Origin of the sequence: Burkholderia sp. Bp9012, assembly GCF_003853825.1 — a bacterium.
GTDB lineage: Bacteria > Pseudomonadota > Gammaproteobacteria > Burkholderiales > Burkholderiaceae > Burkholderia > Burkholderia diffusa.
This window is the reverse complement of the sequence record NZ_QTQA01000011.1, coordinates 23,915-49,034: the sequence shown is the minus strand read 5'-3', so window position 1 is coordinate 49,034 and position 25,120 is coordinate 23,915. Positions and strand designations below refer to the sequence as shown.

The following is a 25,120-nucleotide window of genomic DNA, read 5'->3' as shown; positions in this document are numbered from 1 at the left end:
CCGCCCAAGGGCAGCCTTTTTCGTCATGCACGGGAACAGCCGATGCTTAGTCGACCGCGCCTTCGCGGCTCGCGCGGCGACGCTCGTGCTCCTTCAGGAAGCGCTTGCGCAGACGGATCGACTGCGGCGTCACTTCCACGAGCTCGTCGTCGTCGATGAATTCGACCGCGTATTCGAGCGACATCTGGACCGGCGGCACGAGACGCACGGCTTCGTCGGTACCCGACGCACGCACGTTGGTCAGCTGCTTGCCCTTGATCGGGTTGACGACGAGGTCGTTGTCGCGGCTGTGGATGCCGATGATCATGCCCTCATACAGCGCATCGCCCGGCTTCACGAACATGCGGCCGCGATCCTGCAGCTTCCACAGTGCGTACGCCACGGCAGCGCCGTCGTCCTGCGAGATCAGCACGCCATTGCGGCGCTCGAAGACCGAACCGTCCTTGACCGGTGCGTACGAATCGAAGATGTGACTCATCAGACCCGTGCCGCGCGTAAGCGTCAGGAATTCGCTCTGGAAGCCGATCAGGCCACGCGCCGAGATCTTGTACTCCAGGCGCGTGCGGCCGCGGCCGTCCGATGCCATGTCGAGCATTTCGCCCTTGCGGCGACCCAGCTCCTCCATCACGCCGCCCTGATGCTCGTCCTCGACGTCGACGGTCAGCAGCTCGTACGGCTCGTGACGCACGCCGTCGATTTCCTGCATCACGACGCGCGGACGCGACACGGCCAGCTCATAGCCTTCACGGCGCATGTTCTCGACGAGAATCGTCAGGTGCAGTTCGCCGCGGCCCGACACTTCGAACACCGTTTCGTCGCCCGTGTCCTTCACGCGCAGCGCGACGTTGTGATTCAGTTCCTTCATCAGACGATCGCGGATCTGGCGGCTCGTCACGAACTTGCCTTCGCGGCCGGCCAGCGGCGACGAGTTGACGAGGAAGTTCATCGTCAGCGTCGGCTCGTCAACGGTGATCATCGGCAGCGCTTCCGGCGTATCGACCGCGCAGATCGTCGCGCCGATGCCGACGTCTTCGATACCGTTGATCAGCACGATGTCGCCGGCTTCCGCCGACTCGACCTGCACGCGCTCGAGGCCCTTGAACGACAGCACCTGGTTGATCTTGCGGTTCAGCACGTCGCCTTCCGGACCGAAGCGCATCACGACCGGTTGACCCGGCTTGATGCGGCCGCGCGTGATGCGGCCGACGCCGATCCGGCCGACGTACGTCGAATAGTCGAGCGACGTGATCTGGAGCTGCAGCGGCGCTTCCGGATCGGCCGGGCGAACCGGCACGTGCGCGAGAATCGCCTCGAACAGGGGACGCATGTCGCCTTCGCGGGTCGCCGGATCGAGCGACGCGTAGCCGTTGAGGCCCGATGCGTAGACGATCGGGAAGTCGAGCTGCTCTTCGGTCGCGCCAAGCTTGTCGAACAGGTCGAAGGTCTGGTTGATGACCCAGTCGATCCGCGCGCCCGGACGGTCGATCTTGTTGATGACGACGATCGGCTTCAGGCCGAGCGCGAGCGCCTTCTTCGTGACGAAGCGCGTTTGCGGCATCGGGCCCTCGACGGCGTCGACGAGCAGCAGCACCGAGTCGACCATCGACAGCACGCGCTCCACCTCGCCACCGAAGTCCGCGTGCCCCGGCGTATCGACGATGTTGATGTGCGTGCCTTCGTATTCGACCGCGCAGTTCTTCGCGAGAATCGTGATCCCGCGCTCTTTTTCGATGTCGTTCGAGTCCATCACTCGCTCGGCAATCTGCTGGTTCTCGCGGAAGGTGCCGGACTGGCGGAGCAGTTGGTCGACGAGCGTGGTCTTGCCGTGGTCGACGTGAGCGATGATGGCGATATTGCGAAGGGCGCGGGTCATAGAAACCTGGAAATCGTTGAACGCGCAAACGCGCACGCTCGTCAGTCACCGGGACACGTGCGCGCGCGTTGCAGCTTGGAAACCACAAATTATAGCACGTGAGAGTGGCGAGAGCCGCGCTGTTCGTTGCAGCGCAACAAACGACCCCGCCCTGCCGCTGCCCCGCTCGCGACCAACGGGCCCGGCGGCACGCCGAAAACCCTGGCGCGGACAAGGGAATTTCGGGCCACGGAGCGCGCCCTCGCCCGTTCGATTAACATTTGCCGCGGCAAGCAATTGTGCCTATACTGCTGCCTAGTCAACTATTGCAGCTTCAGGGTTTTATGTCGGATTCTCCTTCCCAATCGCCTGTTTCGCCGCTGTCTTCGTATCAGATGAACGACAGCGTCGGTTATCTGATGTCGCGCGTGAAATCGGTGATGACCAACCTCGTCACGCAGCGCACGCAGGAAGAGCTCGGCATCACGGGCACGCAGGCGAGCATGCTGTTCATGATCGCGGTCGGCAAATGCTCGACGGCCGCCGAGCTCGCTCGGGAATACGGGATCGACGCGAGCGCGGTCACGCGCCTGCTCGATCGGGTCGAGAAGCGCGGCCTGCTGTCCCGTGTGCGCAGCATCGAGGATCGGCGGGTCGTGCGCCTCGAGCTGACCGACGAAGGCCGCGCGCTGGCCGAGCGGCTGCCGCCGGTGTTTCGCAGCGTGCTCGACGAGCTGCTCGACGGCTTTACGCCGGAAGAAGTCGGTTTCCTGAAGAGCATGCTGCGCCGCATTCTCAGCAACTATTGCGAGACGGCCGGCGGCACCATCACGTAATAGTTGCCATAACAATTACTTTTGACAGATTAATGTAAGGAAATCCTTGCAGTGTCCATCATTCATTCCGAGTCAGAAAACAGCGCGATGAAATCCTCCCCGTTGTCCCTGCGCGCCGGGTCGTGCCGCGCCGCCGTCGCCGCTGCGGTCGCCGCGCTGGCGCTGGCGGGCTGCGCAAACTACATCGGCATCAAGAGCGACAAGCAGATCGCTCCCGCGTCGCAATTCGAAACCGCCCAGAGTCTGCCCGCCCAGGGCGGCCAGTGGCCGGCGCTCGACTGGGCAAACCAGTTCGGCGATCCGCAGCTGCCGAAGCTGATCGACGAGGCGCTTCAGGGCAGCCCGTCGATCGCGCAGGCACAGGCGCGCATCGCGAAGGCGTCCTCGTACATCGAATCGTCGCGCTCGAACCTGATGCCGAAGGCCGAAGCCAGCTACTCGTGGACGCGCGAGCTGTATTCGTCGAACGCGCTGTTTCCGCCCCCGTACGGCGGCCAGTGGTACAGCGAGAACAACGCGCTTGCGAGCGCGTCGTGGGATCTCGACCTGTGGGGCAAGAACCGCGAGCGCCTGCATACGGCCGTGTCGCAGGAAAAAGCCGCCGAAGCCGACATGCAGCAGGCGCGCATCACGCTCGCATCGTCGGTCGCCCGCACCTACAACTCGCTTGCGCAACTGTACGCGCTGCGCGACATCGCGCAACGCGAGATCACCAACCGCCAGACGGTCGGCAAGATCACCGACGGCCGCGTGTCGGCCGGCCTCGACACCAACGTGGAGCGCCAGACCGCGCGCGGCAACATCGCGACGACCCAGGCGTCGCTGTCCGACCTCGACGGCCAGATCACGACCGTGCGCTACCAACTCGCCGCGCTGCTCGGCAAGGGGCCGGACCGCGGGCTGCAGATCGCCGCGCCGGTGATGAACCCGACGGCCGAAGTCGCACTGCCCGGCAACCTGCCGGCCGACCTCGTGTCGCGCCGTCCCGACATCGTCGCCGCGCGCTGGCAGGTCGAGGCGGCGATGCACGACGTGAAGGAGGCGAAGGCCGAGTTCTTCCCGGACGTGAACCTCGCGGCAGGCTTCGGCTTCGATGCGTTCGGCTGGGGCAAATTCCTGAACTTCGCGAGCCGCCAGGCGCAGTTCGGCCCGGCCATCCATCTGCCGATCTTCGATGCCGGCGCATTGCGCGCACAGCTCAAGGGCCGCTATGCGGACTTTGACCTGTCGGTCGCCAACTACAACCAGACGCTGATCAACGCGCTGAACGACGTCGCCACCCAGGTCGCGTCGATCCGCGCGGTCGATCACCAGATGGACGACGCGCAGCGTGCGCTCGACGCGTCGACGCGCGCGTACGACCTCGCCGTGATCCGCTACAAGGCCGGCCTGTCGCCGCAGTTGCAGGTGCTGACCGCGGACAGCAACCGCCTCGCATCGGAACAGACCGTGACCAACCTGAAGATGCGCCGGCGCGACATGCAGCTCGCGCTGATCAAGGCGCTCGGCGGCGGGTTCGACGCGACCGGCACGCGGCTCGCCGCGCCCGACGCCGACCAGCACACGAAACAGGCCGCCAACTGATCCGGCGCCACCACTACGCAGACACTCGAAATAACGGACGGAGAAAATCGCCATGAGCGACCCTCAACAAAATGCCGCCAGCGCCCAGCCGCAGAACAACGGGAAACGCAAGCGGATGATGACGCTGCTGATCGCGGTCATCGTGATCGCGGCCATCGCGTATGGCCTGTACTACTTCCTCGTCGCGCGCTTCCATGAAGAGACCGACGACGCATACGTGAACGGCAACGTCGTACAGATCACGCCGCAGGTCACCGGCACCGTGATCGCCGTGAAGGCGGACGATACGCAGACGGTCAAGGCCGGCGATCCGCTCGTCGTCCTCGATCCGGCCGATTCGCAGGTCGCGCTGCAGCAGGCCGAGGCGAACCTCGCGCAGACGGTGCGCCAGGTGCGCGGCCTGTTCGTCAACGACGACCAGTACCGCGCGCAAGTCGCGCTGCGCCAGTCCGACCTGTCGAAGGCGCAGGACGACCTGCGCCGCCGGATGGCCGTCGCGCAGACGGGCGCCGTGTCGCAGGAAGAAATCTCCCATGCACGCGACGCGGTGCGCGCCGCGCAGGCGTCAGTCGACGCGGCGCAACAGCAGCTCGCATCGAACCGCGCACTGACCGCGAACACGACGATCGCGTCGCACCCGAACGTGATGGCCGCGGCAGCGAAGGTTCGCGACGCGTACCTCGCGAACGCGCGTAACGTGCTGCCCGCGCCGGTCACCGGCTATGTCGCGAAGCGCTCGGTGCAGGTCGGCCAGCGCGTGTCGCCCGGCAACCCGCTGATGTCGGTCGTGCCGCTGAACGCGGTGTGGGTCGACGCCAACTTCAAGGAAGTCCAGCTCAAGCACATGCGCGTCGGCCAGCCGGTCGAACTGACGGCCGATATCTACGGCTCGTCGGCGGTCTACCACGGCAAGGTCGTCGGCTTCTCGGCCGGCACGGGCTCGGCGTTCTCGCTGCTGCCGGCGCAGAACGCGACGGGCAACTGGATCAAGGTCGTGCAGCGCCTGCCGGTGCGCATCGAAATCGATCCGAAGGACCTCGAGAAGCACCCGCTGCGCATCGGCCTGTCGATGCAGGTCGACGTCGACATCAAGGACGAGCGCGGCGACCAGCTTGCGAACGCGCAGAACACCGTCTACGAGACGAACGTGTTCGCGAAGTATGGCGACGAAGCCGACGCCGAGATCGCGCGCATCATCGCCGAGAACGCCGGCGGCAACGCGCCGGCCCCGGCCGCGGCGAAATCGACCAACGCCGCCAAGATGATGTAACGGTTCCGACTCCGGAAAACTACCGACATGGCACAGGCTCCTGTCTCCCACCCGCCGCTGCAAGGCGGGCAACTCGTGCTCGGGACGATCGCGGTATCGCTCGCGGTGTTCATGAACGTGCTCGACACGTCCATCGCGAACGTCGCGATCCCGACCATCTCGGGCGACCTCGGCGTGTCGTCCGACCAGGGCACGTGGGTCATCACGTCGTTCGCGGTCGCGAACGCGATCTCCGTGCCGCTCACGGGCTGGCTGACCGACCGGTTCGGACAGGTTCGCCTGTTCCTCGCGTCGATCATCCTGTTCGTCATCTCGTCGTGGATGTGCGGCCTCGCACCCAGCCTGCCGTTCCTGCTCGCGTCGCGCGTGCTGCAGGGCGCGGTCGCCGGGCCGATGATTCCGCTGTCGCAATCGCTGCTGCTGTCGAGCTACCCACGCGCGAAAGCGCCAATGGCGCTCGCGCTATGGTCGATGACGACGCTGATCGCGCCGGTCGCCGGGCCGATTCTCGGCGGCTGGATCTCGGACAACTATTCGTGGCCGTGGATCTTCTACGTGAACATCCCGGTCGGCATCGCCGCCGCGCTCGCCACGTGGTCGATCTATCGGACACGCGAATCGACGGTGCGCCGCGCGCCGATCGACGGGGTCGGTCTCGCGCTGCTCGTGCTGTGGGTCGGCTCGCTGCAGATCATGCTCGACAAGGGCAAGGATCTCGACTGGTTCGCGTCGACGACGATCATCGCGCTTGCGCTGATCGCACTCATCTCGTTCGCGTTCTTCGTGATCTGGGAGCTGACTGCCGAACATCCGGTCGTCGACCTGTCGCTGTTCCGGATGCGCAACTTCACGGGCGGCACGATCGCGCTCGCGGTCGGTTACGGCCTCTACTTCGGCAACCTCGTGCTGCTACCGCTCTGGTTGCAAACCCAGATCGGCTACACGGCAACCGACGCAGGCCTGGTCATGGCGCCGGTCGGACTGTTCGCGATCCTGCTGTCGCCACTGACCGGCAAGTTCCTGCCGCGCACGGATCCACGCTACATCGCGACCGCCGCGTTTCTCACGTTCGCGCTGTGTTTCTGGATGCGCTCGCGTTACACGACAGGCGTCGACGAGTGGTCGCTGACGTTGCCGACGCTCGTGCAAGGCATCGCGATGGCGGGCTTCTTCATTCCGCTCGTGTCGATCACGCTGTCCGGCCTGCCCGGCCACCGCATTCCCGCGGCATCGGGCCTGTCGAACTTCGTGCGGATCATGTGCGGCGGTATCGGCACGTCGATCTTCCAGACCGCGTGGGATCACCGCAACAACTTCCATCACGCGCAACTGGTCGAGCAGACCAATCCGTACAACCCGACGTTCAACCAGGCCGTCACGCAGATGGGCAACCTCGGGCTGACGCCGGACCAGGCGCATGGCCTCATCAACAACATGGCCACGCAGCAGGCCGCGCAGCTCGGCGTGAACGATCTCTTCTACATCTCGGCGGCGATCTTCGTGCTGCTGATCGGACTGATCTGGATCACGAAGCCCGAACGCGCGGGCGGCGGCGATGCGGGTGCGGCCGCGTCGGCTGCACACTGAGCCGGCCCGCGCCCCCACACGCTCACGCAGCAAAAAGCCCGGTCGAGACCGGGCTTTTTTCATTTCGATGGGCGCCAGCGCGCCGTGCATCATTGAGCCGTCACGACGAGACGTTCAGGCGCAAGCACGCCGTTTGCCTTGCGGGCGACGCCGAGCAGCCGCACCGCGTCGTACACGCGCACCCGCTCGCCTTCTGCCGCGTCGATCGGATCGAGCGCCGACAGCGGCAGACGCTGGCCATGCAGGAACCGCTTCGCGCAGGCTTCGTCGAGACGCACCAGCGGAAACGTCGACAGCAGCGCGTCGACCGGCTGAAGCCACGCGTCGCGCGCTGCTTCGGTGGCGTCGGACAGCGCGTCCAGCGTCACCGCGTGCTCGAGCGTCAGAGCGCCGACGCCCGTGCGACGCAGCATCGTCAGATGCGCGCCGCAACCGAGCGCCTCGCCGATATCCTCCGCCAGCGTGCGCACATACGTACCCTTGCTGCAAGTCACGCGAAACGTCACGTCCGGTAGTTCGCAGGCCAGCAGGTCGAGCGCATGGATCGTCACGTTGCGGCCTTCCCGTTCGACGGTCTGGCCCGCGCGCGCATATTCGTACAGCGGCTTGCCGTCGCGCTTGAGCGCCGAATACATCGGCGGCACCTGCACGATCTCGCCGGTAAAGCGAGCGAGCGCCGCCTCCACCGCAGTCCGGTCGCATTCGACGGCGCGCGTGTCGAGCACGTCGCCTTCAGCATCGCCGGTGGTCGTGCGCACGCCGAGGCGCATCGTCGCTTCGTAGGTCTTGTCCGCTTCCAGCAAGTCCTGCGAGAACTTCGTCGCCTCGCCGAAGCACAGCGGCAACAGACCCGAGGCCAGCGGATCGAGCGTGCCGGTATGGCCGGCTTTCTTCGCGAGAAGCAGGCGCTTCGCGCGAATCAGGGCGTCGTTACTCGACAGGCCGACCGGCTTGTCGAGCAGAAGGACGCCGTCCAGCGCGCGCCGCGGCACGCGTGGACGCTGAGGAGCTGCAGTCGTCATTGGGGCACGCGCGCTCACTCGCCCTTCGCAGGCGCGTCGGCTTCGTCGTCGTCCTTCGCGCGCGTCGAGTTGGCTTCCTTGATCAGGCGCGACATTTCCACCGCTTTTTCGATCGTCTGGTCGTAATGGAAATGCAGCGTCGGCACCGTATGGATGTGCAGGCGCTTGAACAGCAGGTTGTGCAGGTGACCCGATGCGTGGTTCAGCGCTTCCTGCGTCTTCTCCGGATCGCCGGTGAGCGCCGTGAAATAGACCTTCGCGTGCGCGTAGTCCGGCGTGAGCTCCACACTCTGGATGGTCACGATGCCGATGCGCGGGTCCTTGACCTCGCGCATGATGAGTTCGGACAGATCGCGTTGAATCTGGTCTGCAATCTGAACGTTGCGATTGGGGGAAGTACGTTTCCTGGACATGATCGATCCGTGATCCGTTTATCAGGATAAAGCGGCGCGCTATTGACACGCCACCATGAAAATGGGCGGGACAGGCTCAAGCCTGCCCCGCCCACGAGCCGATACGCGATGATTACAGCGTACGTGCGACTTCAGTCACTTCGAAGACTTCGAACTGGTCGCCTTCGATGACGTCGTTGAAGTTCTTCACCGACATACCGCACTCGAAGCCTTGCTTGACTTCCTTCACGTCGTCCTTGAAGCGCTTCAGCGATTCGAGTTCGCCCGTGAAGATCACGACGTTATTGCGCAGCACGCGAACCGACGACGAACGCTTGACGATACCGTCGGTGACCATACAGCCGGCAACCGTACCGACCTTCGGCACCTTGAACACCTGGCGCACCTCGACCATGCCCGTCACGACTTCGCGCTTCTCCGGCGCCAGCATGCCCGACATCGCGGCCTTCACCTCATCCACTGCGTCGTAGATGATGTTGTAGTAGCGAATGTCGATACCGTTCGCTTCGGCCAGCTTGCGCGCCTGTGCATCCGCACGCGTGTTGAAGCCGATGATGACCGCCTTCGATGCCGTCGCGAGGTTGACGTCGTTTTCGCTGATGCCGCCCACCGCGCTGTGCACGATCTGCACGCGCACTTCGTCGGTCGACAGCTTGAGCAGCGACTGCACGAGTGCTTCCTGCGAGCCCTGCACGTCCGCCTTGATGATGAGCGGCAGGTTCTGCACTTCGCCTTCGCCCATCTGCTCGAGCATGCTTTCCAGCTTCGCGGCCTGCTGCTTCGCCAGCTTGACGTCGCGGAACTTGCCCTGGCGGAACAGCGCGATTTCGCGCGCCTTGCGCTCGTCCGGCAGCACGATCACTTCCTCGCCTGCACCCGGCACTTCCGACAGACCCTGGATTTCGACCGGGATCGACGGGCCGGCTTCCTTCGTCGGCTTGCCGTTCTCGTCGAGCATCGCACGCACGCGGCCATAAGCCGTGCCTGCCAGCACGATGTCGCCGCGGTTCAGCGTACCGGACTGCACCAGGATCGTCGCGACCGGGCCCTTGCCCTTATCCAGCTTCGCTTCGATCACGATGCCCTTGGCCGGCGCCTCGATCGGTGCCTTCAGTTCCAGCACTTCGGCCTGCAGCAGCACGTTCTCGAGCAGGTCGTCGATACCGGCACCCGTCTTCGCCGACACCGGCACGAACGGCGAATCGCCACCGTATTCTTCCGGCACGACGCCTTCCGCGACCAGTTCCTGCTTGACGCGGTCCGGGTTCGCTTCCGGCTTGTCGATCTTGTTGATCGCCACGACGATCGGCACGCCACCCGCCTTCGCGTGAGCGATGGCTTCCTTCGTCTGCGGCATCACGCCGTCGTCGGCAGCCACCACCAGCACGACGATGTCGGTCGCCTTCGCGCCGCGTGCACGCATTGCCGTGAACGCCTCGTGACCCGGCGTATCGAGGAACGTGATGACACCGCGCGGCGTTTCGACGTGATATGCGCCGATGTGCTGCGTAATGCCGCCCGCTTCGCCCGCTGCAACCTTCGCGCGGCGGATGTGGTCGAGCAGCGAGGTCTTGCCGTGGTCGACGTGACCCATCACGGTGACGACCGGCGGACGCGGCAGTTGCTCCGCATCGGTACCGGTCTCGCCTTCGACCAGCAGTGCTTCCGGATCGTCCAGCTTCGCGGCGACCGCGCGGTGACCCAGTTCCTCGACGACGATCATCGCCGTTTCCTGGTCCAGCACCTGGTTGATCGTGACCATCTGGCCCATCTTCATCATCACCTTGATGACTTCGGAGGCCTTGATCGACATCTTGTGTGCAAGATCGGCAACCGAGATGGTTTCCGGCACGTGCACTTCACGCACGATCGGCTCGGTCGGTGCCTGGAACGTCGATGCGCTGTCCTGGTGACGGCCGCGACCCTTCGGGCCGCCGCGCCAACCGCGGTCGACGCCACCGCTCGAATCGCCGCGCGTCTTGATGCCGCGGCGCTTGGCCGCGTCGTCCTGCCAGCCGCCCTTGCCGCCGCCCGGCTTCTTGTTGCGGTCGCCCGCGCCTGCCGGTGCCTGCGTCGTCGCCGGCGCTGCGCCGGCCGGCTTCTTCACGGCCGGACGTGCCTGCGCGCCTGCGCCTGCCGGCTTGGCCGGCTTGTGCAGCGTGCCCTTCGCTTCGGCCGGCTTCGGCGGTTCCACCGGCTTCGGCGGCTCGACTGCCTTGACCACGGCCTTGCGCGGCGTGTTCATCATTTCGCGGATCGCGCGCGCTTCGGCCTCGGCCGCCTCGCGACGCTTGCGAATCTCTTCCTGCTCGGCCCGCGCCTTGTCGGCCGCCTCGCGGGCAGCGTCCTCGGCCTTCTTCGCCGCTTCACGCTGGGCCGCACGTTCGGCGGCCGCGCGTGCTTCGTCCTGCGCGGACTGCGCACCGGTTGCTTCCTGCTTGGCTTCAGCGGCCTGCTGGGCCGCAGCCTGCTGTGCCGCTGCGGCTTCGGCCGCGGCGCGCTTCGCCGCTGCTTCTTCCTCGGCACGGCGGCGCTCGGCTTCGGCCGCTTCCTCGCGGGCACGGCGCTCGGCTTCCTCGCGCTCGAGGCGTTCCTGGCGCTCGCGCAGTTCCTGCGCCTGCTTTTCGAGCAGCTCGGCCTCGCGGCGCGCTTCTTCCTCGCGACGCTTCAGATCCGCATCGTCATCCGCTTCGGCGACCTGCGCCTGACCCTGCTCCGCACCCTCGGCCACGTCGTCGCGCTTGACGAACGTACGCTTCTTGCGGACCTCGACCTGAATGGTGCGAGCCTTGCCCGTCGCGTCAGACTGCTTGATCTCCGACGTATGCTTGCGGGTCAGCGTGATCTTGCGCTTGTCGCCGTCGGTTGCGCCGTGCGACTTGCGCAAATGATCGAGCAGACGCGCCTTGTCCGCCTCGGACAGCGCATCGTCTTCACTCGCTTTCTGGACGCCCGCTGCCTGCAGCTGTTCGAGCAGCACACCAGCAGGCATTTTCAGTTCCGCGGCAAATTGGGCTACGTTGTTACTCGCCATTCATTCCTCTTAGTGCAAGGACCGATTCCTTGCGGTTAGCATCGGGTCAGGCCATACGGCCGCCATCAAATCAGTGCGCCATGGTCATTTCTCACTGGAACCAGTGTTCACGTGCTTTCATGATCAACGCCTTAGCGGCATCCTCTTCCATCCCGGTCATGTCGACCAGTTCATCCACAGCCAGCTCGGCGAGATCGTCCCGCGTCTGCATGCCGTGTTCGGCCAGCTTCGCGAGCAACTCCGGCGTCACGCCGTCGAGGCCCTTCAAATCCAGCGCTGCGTTTTCGACCTTTTCTTCGTTCGCGATCGCCATCGTCAACAGTGCGTCGCGTGCGCGGTTGCGCAACTCGTGCACGGTGTCCTCGTCGAACGCCTCGATTTCGAGCATTTCGTTGAGCGGCACGTAAGCGATCTCTTCGAGGCTCGTGAAGCCTTCGTCGATCAGGATGTCGGCAACTTCTTCGTCGACGTCGAGACGCGCCATGAACAGCGAACGCAGTCGATCGCGCTCTTCACCCTGCTTCAGGGCGGATTCGTCCGGCGTCATGATATTGATCTGCCAGCCGGTCAGCTCGCCGGCAAGGCGAACGTTCTGACCGCTGCGGCCGATCGCGACAGCCAGCTCGTTCTCGTCGACGACGACGTCCATCGAGTGCTTTTCTTCATCGACGACGATCGACTGGACGGCTGCCGGCGCGAGCGCGCCGATCACGAACTGGGCGGGATCCTCGGACCATAGCACGATGTCGATGTTTTCGCCACCGAGCTCGTTGCGCACGGCCTGCACGCGCGAACCGCGGATGCCGACGCAGGTGCCGATCGGGTCGATCCGCTTGTCGTAGGCGATCACGCCGATCTTCGCGCGCACGCCCGGATCGCGAGCGGCTGCCTTGATCTCGAGCAGGCCCTGCTCGATTTCCGGCACTTCCATCTCGAACAGCTTCATCAGGAACTCGGGCGCCGTGCGCGAGAGTTCGATCTGCGGGCCGCGCGCGGTGCGGTCGACCTTCGCGATGTATGCACGCACGCGGTCACCCACGCGCAGGTTTTCCTTCGGGATCAGCTGGTCGCGGCGCAGCAGCGCTTCGACACGGCCCGATTCGACGATGAAGTTGCCCTTGTCGAGGCGCTTCACCGTGCCCGTCATGATCTTTTCGCCGCGCTCGAGGTAGTCGTTCAGGATCTGCTCGCGCTCGGCGTCGCGCACCTTCTGCAGGATCACCTGCTTGGCGGCCTGCGCGCCGATACGGCCGAACTCGATCGACGGCACCGGCTCCTCGATGAATTCGCCGACTTCGACGTCGGGCTTCTGCTCACGCGCTTCGAACAGCAGGATCTCGCGATCCGGCTCCTGCAAGCCTGCCTCGTCGGGCACGACGAGCCAGCGACGGAAGGTTTCGTGCTCGCCGCTTTCGCGATCGATATGGACGCGGATTTCGGCGCCTTCGTCGAACAGCTTCTTGGACGCGGACGCGAGCGCAGCCTCGAGGGCGCCCAGCACCACATCCTTGTCGACGTTTTTCTCGCGCGCCAGCGCATCCACCAGCATCAAAACTTCGCGACTCATTATTTGCGGCTCCTAAAGTCAACTTGCGGAATCAGGCGGGCTTTGTCGATATCGGCCAGCGTGAAATCCAGCATGGCTGCCTCGCCCTTCTTCCTCTCAAATTCCAAACCGATCGTTTCGCCATTCGGCGCGTGCAGAATGCCCCGGTACGTCTTGCGCCCGTCCAGCGGCTTTTTCAAGGTCACGGAAACTTCGCTGCCAGCGAAGCGCTCGAAGTCGGCCAGCTTCTTCAACGGGCGGTCGAGCCCCGGGGACGAGACTTCGAGCCGTTCGTAATCGATGTTTTCGACCGTCAAGACGTGCTGGAGCTGACGTGTGACCTTTTCGCAATCTTCGAGCGAGATGCCGGCAGGCTGATCGATATAGATGCAAAGCATGCCGCGCCCGGTGCGCTCGAGATCCACCAGCTCGTAGCCGAGCCCGGTGACCGTGGTTTCTATCAGTTCCGTCAGTTGCACAGTGTCCTCTCAGGTGTTCGCGCCCGCCGCTCGCGATTCACCCGCGGGCGCGCGCCTTAGCCGGCGCAGGAAGCGCTACCCGAGATGCCTAACCGTTTCAGCAAAAAAAAATGGGCGGAACGCCCATCTTCTTACTGGTGGTCGCACCTGAGCCGCACATTGAATCCGTACGCCCAGCGACTCCGCGATTATAGCGATTTTTGGCGCAAACGCCAAGCCAGCCGGTAAAAGCAGCGTCCAGACCGCCTTTACCGACCAAAAATGCGAAACCGGACTGTCCGACCAGGCGGCACAATCCGGCAGCGCGATATATATACAGTCAAAAGCAAACCACGCAAGGCAAAGTGCCGACCCGACCGGACTCGCACCGATATTGCCGGCACACCGGCGGCTTCACGCCGCCGACCGCCCGGAAACGCTCAGCGACTGCGCGAGCGACTGCGCTGCGGACGCTGGCCGCCGCGCGCGCCACCACCGCCGTTGCCGGCGCCTTCGGCGCGATTGCCGTTGGGATTGCGATTGCCGCCCTTGCCGCCGCTGCGCTTGCCGGCCGCGCCTTCACGCTTGGGGCCGGCGCCATACGACGCGCGGTTGCCATCGACATCGCGACCGCCACCCGAGCGGTTGCCATAGCCCGACGGCGAAACCGGCAGGCTGCCGTAGCCGCTCAGGCCGGGCAAGCCCGGGGCGCCACGTCGACCGCCACCGCGACGCGGCTGATCGAGCTGACCATGCGTGGTCAGCACCGGCTCGCGGCTGATGAAGCCCATCGATGTCTGCATCGGATCCGGTTGGCGGCGCTCGGCCTGCCCGCCACCACCACGCTTGCCCTTTTCCTCGGACGGCGCCTTGAGGCCGACGGTCGCCATCAGCTTGCGCACCTGCGCTTCGTCGAGCTCTTCCCAACGACCGCGCTTCAGGCCGCGCGGAAGCGGAATTGGACCGTGACGGGTACGGATCAGGCGACTCACCATCAGGCCGGCCGCCTCGAACATCCGGCGCACTTCGCGGTTGCGGCCTTCTGCCAGCGCGACGTGATACCAATGGTTCGTGCCTTCGCCGCCGCCGTCGCGGATGCGCAGGAAGTTCGCCGGGCCGTCATCGAGTTCGACGCCGTGCAGCAGCTTCTGCCGCATCCCTTCGGACAGTTCGCCGACGACGCGCACCGCATACTCGCGCTCGACGCTGTAGCGCGGATGCATGAAACGGTTTGCGAGATCGCCCGACGTCGTCAGCATCAGCAGACCTTCGGTGTTGAAGTCGAGACGACCCACCGCGAGCCATTTCGCCGTCTTCATCGGGGGCAGGCGATCGAACACCGACGGACGACCTTCCGGGTCCGCGTGGCTGACGATCTCGCCCGTCGGCTTGTGATACAGCAGCACGCGCGGCGGCTTGTTCGGCAGCTTGCGCTTGACCGGCTTGCCGTTGATACGGACCTGGTCGGTCGGCATGATGCGCTGGCCGATGTGCGCGGGTTCACCGTTCACCGACACGCGGCCGGCGACGATCAGCTCTTCCATTTCGCGGCGCGAGCCCATGCCGGCTTCTGCGAGCACCTTGTGGAGCTTCGGCGCATCGTCGTCCGGCGACAGCACGCGCTTGTTCGTCGGCTGGTTGCGGCCGCGACGCAGCATCGGCGCACGTACGCCGCTGCCGCCCGCCGAATTGTCGGCATCGAACGCCGGCGACGTCACATAGGCAAACAGGTCGTCCTGCGACGCTGCGTCGCCGTCGGCCTTCGCTGCGCCGCCCTCGGCCTTCGCAGCGCCACCCTCGGCCTTCGCCGAACCGCCGCGCCGCCCCTGGCCGCCTTGCCCGCCCTGGGCACCCTTGGCCGCACCTTCACGCTTACCGGCCGGCTTGCGGCCGCCCTTGGCCGCGCCTTCCTTGCGCGGCGCGCGTGCGGGCTGAGCTTCCGCGGCCGCGGCCGGTTGCGCGTCCGCGCCTTCGCCGCCCTGCGACTCGCCATCGCCCTTCGACTTGGCCGCCGCGCGGCGGCGCGCGATCAGGCTGCGCGGGCCGCGCCGCAGCCCGCGGCGGGGACGCTCGTCACCACCCGTGGCCGGAGCATCCTGCTCCGGCGCATCGTCGGCACGCGCGGCCTGCACGGCAGGCGCGGACGATTCAATATCGTGGATATCAGTCAAAACAACCTCAAAATGTCAGGTCTCGCGCCCGGCTCGGGCGCGGCAAGAAGTCGGCCGCAATCAGGCGCGGCGCTGTTCGGGTTCTGCTTCGTCGTCCGGCAGTGCGTCGGCGCCGATGGGCGCGCTCGCACTGCGTACGGCGTCGGCGAGGCTGTCGGACGTATCGTCCAGCAGCTCGCCCTCAGCGGGACGGGCGCGTGAGGCATCGGCCTGGCCAGCCTCGCCCGGCATGTCGCCGGCCGCTTCCGCTCCGTCTCCGGCAACCGCGTCGGCGGTCGCCTTGCGATCTTCCTCGTTCCCTTCCGCGCGCAGCGGCTCGGGCTGCCCGCCGGCCGGCGCTGCGTCGGCGCCGCCCTGTTCCATCTGAACGCGATCAGTTCCCAGCGTATCGCGGTTCGGCATTTCCTGCGTCGACGTACCTTCCGCCGCGGCGGCGTCCGGCAATTCATCCGGCCGCATGTGCGACACGTCGGCCGCCGCTTCGCCGGCTTCCGGCACCCCGTCCGCTACCGGCGCATCGCCGTCGAAGTCCATCGCCTGCTGCGCGAGCAACGCAGCCTCGATGTTCGCGGCCGGCTCCTCGAGCGCCGGCAGGTCGTCGAGCGCCTTCAGTCCGAGATCGTCGAGGAACTGCTTGGTCGTCGCGTAAAGCGCCGGACGTCCCGGCACGTCGCGATGCCCGATCACCTCGATCCAGCCGCGATCCTCGAGCTGCTTGACCACCTGCGTATTGACCGTGACGCCGCGAATCTCTTCGATGTCGCCGCGCGTGACGGGTTGCCGATACGCGATGATCGCGAGCGTTTCGAGCACCGCACGCGAATATTTCGGCGGCTTCTCGGGATGCAGCCGGTCCAGATACTGGCGCATCGCCGGCTTGCTCTGAAAGCGCCATCCGGTTGCCAGCGCCACCAATTCGACACCGCGGCCGGACCAATCCTGTTTCAGATCTTCGAGCAACGTGCGGACCGTGTCAGCCGACACGACGTCGGCAAAGAGCTTGCGCAAATCGCCGAGTTTCAGCGGTTCTTGCGCGCAGATCAAGGCAGTCTCGAGGACGATCTTCGCCTCTTGGGTATTCATGCAGCTAGGCCAGACCCTGTGGTCAAACGAACCGGATCAACAAACAGACGAAAGGAACGGAAGACGCGCTCGCCCGATTCTGATCGGTCATATTGATGGGAGCACGAACCGGGGGCGGCGAACCAACTTCAAGCCAGGCCCAAACCGGACGGAACAGCACGGCTCAACGACGGAACCGCGTGACTGAGCGCCATCTTACGCAAAATTGCCCGGTGCGTAAAGATGAGCCGAACGACCCGCCGCCGCAGCTCGGTCCCGCCTCAACGCCGGCCCGCGCCGCGCGCGACGAACGCCCGCAGGCGCTCGACGCCCGCGTCGAGCCGCACCGGATCGCACGCGTAGCACCAGCGCACGAACCCTTCCCCCTCCGGACCGAACGCGCGCCCCGGCGCCAGCCCAAGCCCGACCTCGCGCACCAGCGACTTGCAAAACGCGAGACTGTCGTCCGCGCCCGGCAAACGCAGGAACAGGTACATCGCGCCCGGCGGAGGCGGCACATCGACGCCCGGCAACGCGCGCAGCGCGGCAACCAGGTGGTCACGTGCGGCACGCAGCGCCGCAACGAACGACTGCACGAACGGCTCGCCGTCGCGCAGCGCGACTTCCCCCGCGGCCTGGATGAAACCCGGCGCGCACGACGTGTTGTATTCGACCAGCTTCGACAGATCGCCCATGATCGACGCCGGCGCGACCAGCCATCCGAGCCGCCAGCCCGTCATCGCCCAGGCCTTGGAGAACGAATTCACGACGATGACCCGCTCGTCGCGCGACGCGATGTCGAGAAACGACGGCGCGCCGTCTGCGACGAACGCGAGCCGTTCGTACACTTCGTCGGAGACGACCCAGATGCCGTGACGCCGGCAATGCGCGAGCACGGCGCGCTGGTCGTCGCAGGACATCGCCCAGCCGGTCGGATTGTTCGGCGAGTTCACGAACAGCATTCGTGTGCCTGGCGTCAGCGCCGCGAGCAGCCGGTCGATGTCGAGCCCCCAGCCCGCATCACCATGGCGGAGCGGTATGCACTCGACTTGTGCACCGAGTATCTTCGGGATTTCAACGAGGTTCGGCCAGAGCGGCGTGACCGCGACGACGCGATCGCCCGGGCCGACCAGCAGCTGCGCGACCAGCATCAGCGCGCTCACGCCCGAACTCGTCACGGCGATCGCATCGGCCTCGGTCGCGCCGTGACGCGCGCTCACATAGGCCGCAATCGCGTTGCGCAACGGTATCGTGCCGAGATTGTGCGTGTAGAAGGTTGCGCCGTCGCGCAGTGCCGCGGCAGCCGCGTCGCGAATGAATGCCGGCGTCACGCGATCGGATTCGCCGAACCAGAACGGCAGCACGTCGGGTACGCCGAAGCCGGCGTTCGCGACTTCCCTGATCAGCGACGGACGCAGCGCCTGGACCGCGCTGCGTGCCGTCGGCTCACCCGTCGCCGGGCCGACATCTGCGGAATGCGTCATCGAGAACCGCCACCGAGGAACACGATCCACGCAGTGTACCGGTGTGCGCGCCGGTTCAGCACCCTCAGTCGAGGTCTTCCGCCCGCGCCGGCATCTGGCGCGCGAGTTCCCAGATCGCCTGCGCGGCCGGCGACAGCGACCGGTCGCGGCGGCGCACCAGCTCGACGGTGCGCTCGGTACGCGGCGTCAGCGGCCGCGCAACCAGCGACGATCCCGCCGGCAGCGGCAGCGACAGCCACGGCTGCACGCTCACGCCGACGCCAGCCTCGACGAGCGCGAATACCGTCGCCGAATGCCCGAGCTCCTGCATGACCGTCGCGTTCACCCGATGGGCAGCCAGCGCGGCGTCGATCAATGGCCGGCTTCCGGACGCATGGTCAAGCAGGACGAGGCGCTCGCCGTCGAGCGCCGTCCAGGGCACCTCGGCCCGCGCCGCGAGCGGATGATCGGCGCGCGCGACCAGGCAGAACGAGTCGGTCATCAGCGGTTCGCAGACGAGGTCCGCAACGGCGAGCGGCCCGATGACGACGCCGAAATCGACCTCGCTCGACTTCACCTTTCGCAGCACGTCGCTCTGCACGTCGTCGCGCAGGCCGAGCGTGACGAACGGAAACTGGCGCTCGCAGGCCGCGACGACGCGCGGCATCAGCCGGCACGCAATCGTCGGACTCGCGGCGACGATCACGCGTCCCCGCCGCTGCTCGCCGATCTCGCGAATCTCGCGCAGCGTGTCGTCCAGATCGTCGATCAGGCGGGACACGCTCGCGATCAGGTTCACCCCGACGTCGGTCAACTGCACGTCGCGGGTCGTCCGGTCGATCAGCTTCAGCCCGAGCTCGGCCTCGAGTTCGCGCACGCAACGACTGACCGCAGACTGCGTGAGTCCGATCTCGTCGCCCGCGCGACTGAAGCTCCGCAGCCGCGCAACCTCGATGAATACGCGAAGCTGGCGCAGCGTAACGTTCATCTCCTCACCTCATCAATCGTCGATATCGATGCACGATTTTAATGCGCGAAATCGGCTCCGATGTGCGAATCCGGCACCGGCCACACATGTTTCGCTGCGGTGCAATATCCACGGAAACGCACGTGGCACGGGCGAGTTGCACAAGATTGGTGATTGTCCTGATTTGCTGGCGGGTTATTTTGGCGTCTTATACGCCCCTAGCTGACTTAGCCGTTAGCCCGCTGCCAAGCGGCTCTCGAGGGAATCGCCTCCGGCATGGCACACATCGTGCTTTACCTGACGCACAGGGCGCAGGTTTAGTCGGACGGAAGGCAGAAACGCCGCTGCCGGTCAACCGGACGCCCCCACCCGGCACTCGACGCTCGAGTGCTTGAAGAGTGCGCGGCGCAGGGCAGCGCACCGGAGTTAGCTTCGCTGAGGTGAGGACATGATGCTGTTCGACGATTTGAGAGATAACGAGTGGGCGCTGGTCGAAGGTCTGTTTTGCTCGGAACCCGCACGCAGTGAACGGCGCGGCCGCCCCCGCGTGGAGGCCCGCTCGGTGGTAAACGCCGTGCTGTGGGTACTGTCGACGGGTGAAGGCTGGTCGAAGCTGCCGGGTCGCTATCCGTCGCCGCCGACCTGCCGCCGTCGCTTCGACGAATGGCAGGCAGACGGTACGCTCGCCGAAATCGTCAAGCGCCTCGGCACGAGCGGCCGTCAGATCTCGCTGCGCGGGCGCATCGGGGCAAGCGCGGCGAAGCCGCCTGCACCGCCGAGCCGCGACCGATTGCGCGGCGCCTTCTGGACCAATCCGGAATCCTGGCGCGCCCCCGTGAAGATGGCGTAACGCATGCTCGATCGGGCGGCTTCGGCCGCCCGGCTTCTTTCGGCGCCACGCGCTTTTCGCGGCGCCCGCGTCGTCGATTACCGCTGTCGTGCCGCGATACATCTATTTACTATTATTTACAGCTAGCCTGCACTCCCTCGCTTACCTTAGCGACATATCAACAAGCCGCGCCGATGGCTTGAAGGGAGCCCCGCCATGAAACCAATGTCACTGCTCGTCGCATGCGGCATTGTCATTTCGTTGGCGTCGACCGCCCCCGCTCACGCCGACGATCGCGCGAAGCCACCTCACCGCCAGCAGGATCACCGAAACACCCTTCGCCAGCAACCGCCCGCCACGCCGCTCAATCGACCGACCGTGCCGCGCGGCGATTTGCGCGGCGACATCGCCAGTAACGCACGTGCGCGCATCGGCTCGCAACCGACGGACATGCCGCGTCATCCGTAGTCCACAGGATTTCGTCAAAGAAAATTCCCGAATTCGGGAACTGCTCGACATACGACAAGTCACATCCGTTGCCATGAGCACAGCGTGGCAACAGCAAAAGTATCCGGTACGCCCGTATCCTCGCGATACGGGCTTTTTTTTGAGTGTCGCCGGCGACGGCGCGAGGTCAGGAGTGCGCCGCTACAGGCGGCTTTCGAGAATCGCCACGGCGCTCGCTTCGCTTAACGCGTAGTCGTCCATACGGCGATCGGTCCAGGAAAGTAATTTTTCGTCGCGCTCGAGTCGCGCGCATTCGGCCCGACCACTATCGGTCAGCACCGCGATGTCGACCGGTGCATGGAAACCCGGCGCGGGGGCAACCGTCTTCTGCCTGACCGTGTCCATCAGCCCCAGTGACCGGAGATACTCGAACACGCCCGGGCGGCGCGCCCACGGTACCTGGCGGTACTGCACTCGTCTCAATGCGTCGAGCACCGCTTCGTTGGAATACGTGGCCATCTCGATTCTTTCTTAAAGTGCAGCGACAATGCGAAGCGGCGCGCCGGGCGGGAGCTCCACCCGCCGATACCGCCACCGATTCTGGGGGCCGACGTTCGGCGTCGCGTCAGGGCCGGATCGTCAGCCGTCCATAAAAAGACACCATACCCCAATCAAATTGATTCTGTTCGATTCATTTGTACTTCTCTTCATCGGTTTCATGCTCTTCCGCAAGCGGCGAAGACTCATCGCGATCGCGAGCGTCGCGCTGATCTGGCTGCTCGCGACAGGCTGGCTCACCGCGCCGCTCATCGCATGGACCGAGGCGGGCGTGACGCCGGTCGAGCACCCCGACATGCACGGCCGAACCACACTGATCATCATCGGCATCGGCACACGGCACAGCGACACCGGCTTGCGGCCGCCGCCCGACGGGGAAGCACGCATCCGCACGACCGCGGCGCTCTACCGCACGTGCCGCGAGCAGGCCACCCGTTGCACCGTGGTGATGTCGGGCGGCGACCCGCAACATCACGGCGAAACCGAGGCGGCCGTCTACGGGCGCCGGCTGATCGCGGAAGGCGTCGCTCGCAACGACCTCTTACTCGAGCCGAACAGCCGCACCACCTATGAAAATGCGAAATTCACCGCTTCTATACTACGCTCACAACATGACGACTCGCGCATTCTCGTCGCGTCGTCCTACCAGATGCGCCGCGCATTGCTCGATTTCCGCCGCTTCGGCATCGATCCGCAGCCCGTTTATTCCACCCACCGGCGCGCGCAAACGGGCTGGCTGCCCCGCTGGCAGAACCTGGAAGACGCGGATCTGGTATTGCACGAGTTGATCGGCATCGCGCAGTTCCACGTCTACCGATGGCTCGGCTGGTTTTGATGGCGACGCGTGCAAAAACGACGGCGCCTCCCCCCGGATGGCATGCGCATGACGGAGTGCACGAAGTGTTGCGCGACTTCAACGGGGCCTTGCGCTGCACGGCGATCCGGTGCACATTGATCCGTCACTTTTGTTACACTCGACACGCACTCGATTGCAGTCGCCAGACAAAACGGCAACATTCGGGTTCATCACCACTTAGCGGAGGTAAAGCAATGAAGAAGACGTCCCTGGCTATTCTGGTCGCGATGTCGGCGCTGACTGGCGCAGCGTATGCGCAAGAGAGCACGCAAATCCAGACCATCACCGACCCGGCCAAGATCGCCGAGATCGAGCAGCGCGCACAGGCACTGCAACAGCAGCAAGCAGCCGAGGCTGCACAGCCGGCGGCTCAGGAAGAGCACCACGGCAAGAAGGCCGCTCACCACAAGGCAGCGAAGAAGGCTGGCAAGAAGGCCGCCAAGGCCGCTCCGGCAGACGCTGCCAGCCAGTAAGTTCGGCGGCACCGCACAAGCGAAAGGCCGAATCCGGGCAACCGGGTTCGGCTTTTTTGGTTGCGGCGCCTGCGCGCTGTGCTAAAGTCGCGCACCGAAATTTTCCACCCGTGCGCACCCCGGTGCGGAGGACAGCATGAGCAACATTCAACTCGACATCGAGTGGACCGAAGCAGCCACTCGCAAGATCAAGCAACTGATGCCGCGCGGCTCGGAAGACGCCTTCCTCGCGCTGCCGCCGATCGAGTGCCTGCCGATGGAGGGCGACGTGCTGTTCCTCGGCCCGCAAGGCAAGCAGCAACCGTTCATCGTCGCCGAACGCCAGTATCACCACGACGGCGACGCCGACTGGACGATCATCCTGATTCTCGACGTACCCGACACGTCGCACTGACGCGTCGCGGCGGCCGGCAACACGTCCGGCCGCACCACCCTGCTCACGCGAGCTTCGACAGCACACGGATCCCGGGCCGATCAATCCAGTCCCAGGCTGCTTCGCGACAAGCCGGAATGTGCGCGGAACGCGCATGCACGGCCAAAGCGACCTGGCCGTCGCGGCGCTCGACGAACACGCGCCAACGCCCCCCCACAATTCAGAAACGATTGCGAATCAGCGAATCCAGCACCCGCCGGATCGCCATGCCTCGCATTTCGGCCGCACCAAAAAAATTGCCCGCGCTTCAGAAGAAGCGCGGGCGAAACCGTCGCCCTACGAGGATAGGCGACGGGGCCATCGAGACCCGCGCGCGGCGCGGGTCGTCATCGGTTACGCCAGCGCTCGCAGCGCTGGCATCTGAAGACGTCGAAACCGTTGTTCGGGCGCTCGCGACGCCCGCCCGGTCTCTGACGCCATCCTCCCTGTCCTAACGATTCCCACATATAAAGCAGTTTGCGTGCCAGGTGCACTTTCGAAAACATGCCTTTGATCCATAAGGATATTTTTCGTGGTCACGACGATGTAACACCCGTTCCGCCGCCGTAACGCGCGAATGTTACGTAACGTCACGAGAGAGGGACACGAACGTCCGACACACACCAGAATCGGCAGGCGCGCGCGACCATAAAAAAAGCCCGCCGGAAGGCGGGCTTTTTCGATGAGCGGGAGCGTACCGCGATCAGCGCAGCTGATTCACGAGCAGCCCCATGATCTGCCGGGCCGGACCCGACGTATCGATCGCGCCCGAGTCATCGACGACTGCCACACGCGTCTGGTCGGGCGTCAGCGCCTTCACGTTGACGCGATACTGCTTCGCCTGCTTTTCCTTCTTGCCGTGGAACAGCTGGCTCCAGAAGCCCTGCTCGGCCGAGCTGAGATCCTTCGGATCGACATAACGCACGAAAAACAGACCCTTCGTGCGATCGCGATCGTCAACCGTGAAGTTCGCGCGATCGAGTGCGAGGCCGACATGCAGCCACGACCGGTCGTACGGCTCGCCGAGCGTGACTTCGGACGGCACCGCGGCCGAATCGACGTCGTTCGCTTGCGACGACGTACGCGCGACGTTCTGCGCAGCGATCGCAGCGGCGGCGGCCTTCGATGCGTCGGTATCCGCCTTCTTGTCCTTCGGCACCGTGTTGTCGTTGATGTTCGCGATCGGCGGCTCGCCATTCTTCGCGCGCTGATCGTTCTGTGCGAGCACCGCCATCAACCGCTTCAGGTATTCGGTCTCGAGCGCCGGATCGTTCGGTTTCGCTTCCCACTTGCTCGAATCGTTGTTCGCGCCGGTGATCGCCTCGCGCATGCCCTTCTGGCTGATGAACACGTAGGTGCCGCCGTTCGGCGCCGAATCGAGGCGCGTGCGGTACTTGTTGCGCTCGGCGGTCACGTACGAATTGCCCATCGCCTTGGAGATCACGCTGCGGATCAGGCCGTCGTTGATCTGCGGATGGGTTTCGTTCCAGTCGGTTTCCATCACGCCCTTGTCGCGCTGGTCGACGACGAGCAGGAAGCCCTGCTCCTGCCAGAAACGGCGAACTTGCGGCCAGATGTCGGCGGGCTTCTTGCTGTCGATCACGAGCCAGCTCTCGGTGCCATCGCGCTGAATATGCATGCCGGTCACGGCGGGCGCGACGGTGTCCGTCGCGGGCGCCGCGTGCTGCACCTGCTGAAGCGCGGACAGGGAAGTCGCGCCGCCCTGTGGCGGCAGCGAACGCTGATCGGCCGTCTCGTCGAGCATGTTGGGCGGCACTGCGAGCGACGCTTCCTTCGATTTCGAATCGCTCTTGTAGTCCACTTTCGTGGGCGACGACGTACCGCAACCGGCAACGAGCGCGCCGGTGGCGAGCACTGCAGCAAACCGCATGGTAAGACGAAGATCAGTCATGTTCGGGGAATCCTCTTCCGCTAAATCACGGCGCTTTCCGTGGATCAACCTTGCATTTTACCGGGGCCGCGCCGGGATGTGCAAAAAAGCGACCGGCAAGAAAAAACCCGCGTCAGCCTGAACTGACGCGGGTTCTTTGTCTGGTCGGGGCGAGAGGATTTGAACCTCCGACCACCTGCACCCCATGCAGGTACGCTACCAGGCTGCGCTACGCCCCGAAAGAAAAAAATTATAACAGACAGTTGGCCGGTTTAGAACGGGTCGCATGCATTTTGTGCATGTTCCCGTGAAATTTTTTGCGACATGATCAAACGGGACAAGACGGCTTCGATACGGGCGGCAACATGCATCCCGCTCGTCACGCTCCG

21 protein-coding genes, 1 tRNA gene and 1 pseudogene are annotated in these 25,120 nt (G+C 65.2%); 10 read left to right on the top strand and 13 right to left on the bottom strand.

Annotated elements, in window-relative coordinates:
* Positions 1 to 46 precede the first annotated feature (46 nt).
* On the bottom strand, positions 47 to 1,873 hold the full coding sequence (gene typA, locus DIE11_RS16860) for a translational GTPase TypA (RefSeq protein WP_059467636.1): 1,827 nt from the start codon (positions 1,871 to 1,873) through the stop codon (positions 47 to 49).
* A 323-nt stretch (positions 1,874 to 2,196) separates the two neighbouring features.
* Here typA and DIE11_RS16855 point away from each other — a divergent pair, with 323 nt between their 5' ends.
* The 4 genes from DIE11_RS16855 (at position 2,197) to DIE11_RS16840 (ending at position 7,129) form a co-directional block, all read left to right on the top strand.
* Positions 2,197 to 2,688 carry a MarR family winged helix-turn-helix transcriptional regulator gene (locus DIE11_RS16855; protein ID WP_059608556.1) on the top strand — a complete coding sequence of 164 codons (492 nt, stop codon included), beginning with the start codon at positions 2,197 to 2,199 and terminating at the stop codon, positions 2,686 to 2,688.
* Positions 2,689 to 2,775: 87 nt separating this feature from the next.
* Positions 2,776 to 4,272 (top strand): efflux transporter outer membrane subunit, encoded by a 1,497-nt coding sequence (locus tag DIE11_RS16850; RefSeq protein WP_124625675.1) that lies wholly within the window; start codon positions 2,776 to 2,778, stop codon positions 4,270 to 4,272.
* 52 nt (positions 4,273 to 4,324) lie between these two features.
* Positions 4,325 to 5,542 (top strand): efflux RND transporter periplasmic adaptor subunit, encoded by a 1,218-nt coding sequence (locus tag DIE11_RS16845; RefSeq protein ID WP_124625673.1) that lies wholly within the window; start codon positions 4,325 to 4,327, stop codon positions 5,540 to 5,542.
* A gap of 27 nt (positions 5,543 to 5,569) precedes the next feature.
* On the top strand, positions 5,570 to 7,129 hold the full coding sequence (locus DIE11_RS16840) for a DHA2 family efflux MFS transporter permease subunit (RefSeq protein WP_124625671.1): 1,560 nt from the start codon (positions 5,570 to 5,572) through the stop codon (positions 7,127 to 7,129).
* Positions 7,130 to 7,218: 89 nt separating this feature from the next.
* On the opposite strand, the gene truB is transcribed toward DIE11_RS16840, so the two are convergent.
* The 9 genes from truB to DIE11_RS16795 all read right to left on the bottom strand — a co-directional run bounded on the left by truB (position 7,219) and on the right by DIE11_RS16795 (position 19,286).
* Positions 7,219 to 8,151: a tRNA pseudouridine(55) synthase TruB gene (gene truB / locus DIE11_RS16835; protein ID WP_124625669.1), complete on the bottom strand. Its 933-nt coding sequence runs from the start codon at positions 8,149 to 8,151 to the stop codon at positions 7,219 to 7,221.
* 14 nt (positions 8,152 to 8,165) lie between these two features.
* Positions 8,166 to 8,486, bottom strand: a complete 321-nt coding sequence (gene rbfA, locus DIE11_RS16830; protein WP_409360411.1) for a 30S ribosome-binding factor RbfA — start codon at positions 8,484 to 8,486, stop codon at positions 8,166 to 8,168.
* Positions 8,487 to 8,676: 190 nt separating this feature from the next.
* The gene (infB, locus tag DIE11_RS16825; protein WP_059608562.1) at positions 8,677 to 11,598 is read right to left on the bottom strand and encodes a translation initiation factor IF-2; all 2,922 of its coding nucleotides are present in this window, start codon (positions 11,596 to 11,598) and stop codon (positions 8,677 to 8,679) included.
* 91 nt (positions 11,599 to 11,689) lie between these two features.
* Positions 11,690 to 13,165 (bottom strand): transcription termination factor NusA, encoded by a 1,476-nt coding sequence (gene nusA / locus DIE11_RS16820; protein ID WP_124625665.1) that lies wholly within the window; start codon positions 13,163 to 13,165, stop codon positions 11,690 to 11,692.
* Positions 13,165 to 13,623: a ribosome maturation factor RimP gene (gene rimP, locus DIE11_RS16815; protein WP_014897219.1), complete on the bottom strand. Its 459-nt coding sequence runs from the start codon at positions 13,621 to 13,623 to the stop codon at positions 13,165 to 13,167. Before rimP ends, nusA begins: the two co-directional genes overlap by 1 nt.
* Positions 13,624 to 14,042: 419 nt before the next feature.
* Positions 14,043 to 15,773 (bottom strand): 23S rRNA pseudouridine(2605) synthase RluB, encoded by a 1,731-nt coding sequence (rluB, locus tag DIE11_RS16810; protein WP_124625663.1) that lies wholly within the window; start codon positions 15,771 to 15,773, stop codon positions 14,043 to 14,045.
* Between the two features lie 60 nt (positions 15,774 to 15,833).
* Complete coding sequence (gene scpB / locus DIE11_RS16805; protein ID WP_124625661.1) at positions 15,834 to 16,856, bottom strand: SMC-Scp complex subunit ScpB; 1,023 nt, start codon at positions 16,854 to 16,856, stop codon at positions 15,834 to 15,836.
* A 260-nt stretch (positions 16,857 to 17,116) separates the two neighbouring features.
* Positions 17,117 to 18,319, bottom strand: coding sequence for a pyridoxal phosphate-dependent aminotransferase (locus DIE11_RS16800; protein ID WP_124625659.1), 1,203 nt, complete (start codon positions 18,317 to 18,319; stop codon positions 17,117 to 17,119).
* 64 nt (positions 18,320 to 18,383) lie between these two features.
* Complete coding sequence (locus DIE11_RS16795; RefSeq protein ID WP_059608567.1) at positions 18,384 to 19,286, bottom strand: LysR family transcriptional regulator; 903 nt, start codon at positions 19,284 to 19,286, stop codon at positions 18,384 to 18,386.
* 430 nt (positions 19,287 to 19,716) lie between these two features.
* On the opposite strand from DIE11_RS16795, the pseudogene DIE11_RS16790 reads away from it, so the two are divergent.
* A pseudogene (locus tag DIE11_RS16790) lies at positions 19,717 to 20,112 on the top strand (transposase); the annotation flags it as partial.
* 198 nt (positions 20,113 to 20,310) lie between these two features.
* Positions 20,311 to 20,562, top strand: a complete 252-nt coding sequence (locus DIE11_RS36935; RefSeq protein WP_124625657.1) for a hypothetical protein — start codon at positions 20,311 to 20,313, stop codon at positions 20,560 to 20,562.
* Positions 20,563 to 20,742: 180 nt separating this feature from the next.
* On the opposite strand, the gene DIE11_RS16780 is transcribed toward DIE11_RS36935, so the two are convergent.
* Positions 20,743 to 21,060 carry a hypothetical protein gene (locus DIE11_RS16780; protein WP_059510817.1) on the bottom strand — a complete coding sequence of 106 codons (318 nt, stop codon included), beginning with the start codon at positions 21,058 to 21,060 and terminating at the stop codon, positions 20,743 to 20,745.
* Positions 21,061 to 21,217: 157 nt separating this feature from the next.
* Here DIE11_RS16780 and DIE11_RS16775 point away from each other — a divergent pair, with 157 nt between their 5' ends.
* From DIE11_RS16775 to DIE11_RS36365, 4 genes are all read left to right on the top strand, one after another.
* Complete coding sequence (locus tag DIE11_RS16775) at positions 21,218 to 21,934, top strand: YdcF family protein (protein ID WP_124625979.1); 717 nt, start codon at positions 21,218 to 21,220, stop codon at positions 21,932 to 21,934.
* 215 nt (positions 21,935 to 22,149) lie between these two features.
* Positions 22,150 to 22,428, top strand: a complete 279-nt coding sequence (locus DIE11_RS16770; protein ID WP_059608570.1) for a hypothetical protein — start codon at positions 22,150 to 22,152, stop codon at positions 22,426 to 22,428.
* A 136-nt stretch (positions 22,429 to 22,564) separates the two neighbouring features.
* Complete coding sequence (locus tag DIE11_RS16765) at positions 22,565 to 22,822, top strand: hypothetical protein (RefSeq protein ID WP_059608571.1); 258 nt, start codon at positions 22,565 to 22,567, stop codon at positions 22,820 to 22,822.
* 133 nt (positions 22,823 to 22,955) lie between these two features.
* On the top strand, positions 22,956 to 23,225 hold the full coding sequence (locus DIE11_RS36365; RefSeq protein ID WP_185633773.1) for a hypothetical protein: 270 nt from the start codon (positions 22,956 to 22,958) through the stop codon (positions 23,223 to 23,225).
* A 318-nt stretch (positions 23,226 to 23,543) separates the two neighbouring features.
* Here the strand turns inward: DIE11_RS36365 and bamC are convergent, their stop codons facing one another.
* Entirely contained in the window at positions 23,544 to 24,752 is a 1,209-nt protein-coding gene (gene bamC, locus DIE11_RS16755; protein WP_124625656.1) for an outer membrane protein assembly factor BamC, read from the bottom strand.
* 141 nt (positions 24,753 to 24,893) lie between these two features.
* A tRNA-Pro gene (locus tag DIE11_RS16750) sits at positions 24,894 to 24,970 on the bottom strand.
* Between the last annotated feature and the right edge of the window lie 150 nt (positions 24,971 to 25,120).

Bases quoted from the DNA above. Each gene is read 5' to 3' on its own strand.
- DIE11_RS16800 (WP_124625659.1), bottom strand. From the start codon at position 18,319: ATGACGCATTCCGCAGATGTCGGCCCGGCGACGGGTGAGCCGACGGCA.
- DIE11_RS16795 (WP_059608567.1), bottom strand. From the start codon at position 19,286: ATGAACGTTACGCTGCGCCAGCTTCGCGTATTCATCGAGGTTGCGCGG.
- truB (WP_124625669.1), bottom strand. From the start codon at position 8,151: ATGACGACTGCAGCTCCTCAGCGTCCACGCGTGCCGCGGCGCGCGCTG.
- DIE11_RS16840 (WP_124625671.1), top strand. From the start codon at position 5,570: ATGGCACAGGCTCCTGTCTCCCACCCGCCGCTGCAAGGCGGGCAACTC.
- scpB (WP_124625661.1), bottom strand. From the start codon at position 16,856: ATGAATACCCAAGAGGCGAAGATCGTCCTCGAGACTGCCTTGATCTGC.
- DIE11_RS16780 (WP_059510817.1), bottom strand. From the start codon at position 21,060: ATGGCCACGTATTCCAACGAAGCGGTGCTCGACGCATTGAGACGAGTG.
- DIE11_RS16765 (WP_059608571.1), top strand. From the start codon at position 22,565: ATGAGCAACATTCAACTCGACATCGAGTGGACCGAAGCAGCCACTCGC.
- nusA (WP_124625665.1), bottom strand. From the start codon at position 13,165: ATGAGTCGCGAAGTTTTGATGCTGGTGGATGCGCTGGCGCGCGAGAAA.
- DIE11_RS16845 (WP_124625673.1), top strand. From the start codon at position 4,325: ATGAGCGACCCTCAACAAAATGCCGCCAGCGCCCAGCCGCAGAACAAC.
- DIE11_RS36365 (WP_185633773.1), top strand. From the start codon at position 22,956: ATGCACGGCCAAAGCGACCTGGCCGTCGCGGCGCTCGACGAACACGCG.
- DIE11_RS16850 (WP_124625675.1), top strand. From the start codon at position 2,776: ATGAAATCCTCCCCGTTGTCCCTGCGCGCCGGGTCGTGCCGCGCCGCC.
- rbfA (WP_409360411.1), bottom strand. From the start codon at position 8,486: ATGCGCGAGGTCAAGGACCCGCGCATCGGCATCGTGACCATCCAGAGT.
- typA (WP_059467636.1), bottom strand. From the start codon at position 1,873: ATGACCCGCGCCCTTCGCAATATCGCCATCATCGCTCACGTCGACCAC.
- infB (WP_059608562.1), bottom strand. From the start codon at position 11,598: ATGGCGAGTAACAACGTAGCCCAATTTGCCGCGGAACTGAAAATGCCT.
- DIE11_RS36935 (WP_124625657.1), top strand. From the start codon at position 20,311: ATGAAACCAATGTCACTGCTCGTCGCATGCGGCATTGTCATTTCGTTG.
- bamC (WP_124625656.1), bottom strand. From the start codon at position 24,752: ATGACTGATCTTCGTCTTACCATGCGGTTTGCTGCAGTGCTCGCCACC.
- DIE11_RS16855 (WP_059608556.1), top strand. From the start codon at position 2,197: ATGTCGGATTCTCCTTCCCAATCGCCTGTTTCGCCGCTGTCTTCGTAT.
- DIE11_RS16770 (WP_059608570.1), top strand. From the start codon at position 22,150: ATGAAGAAGACGTCCCTGGCTATTCTGGTCGCGATGTCGGCGCTGACT.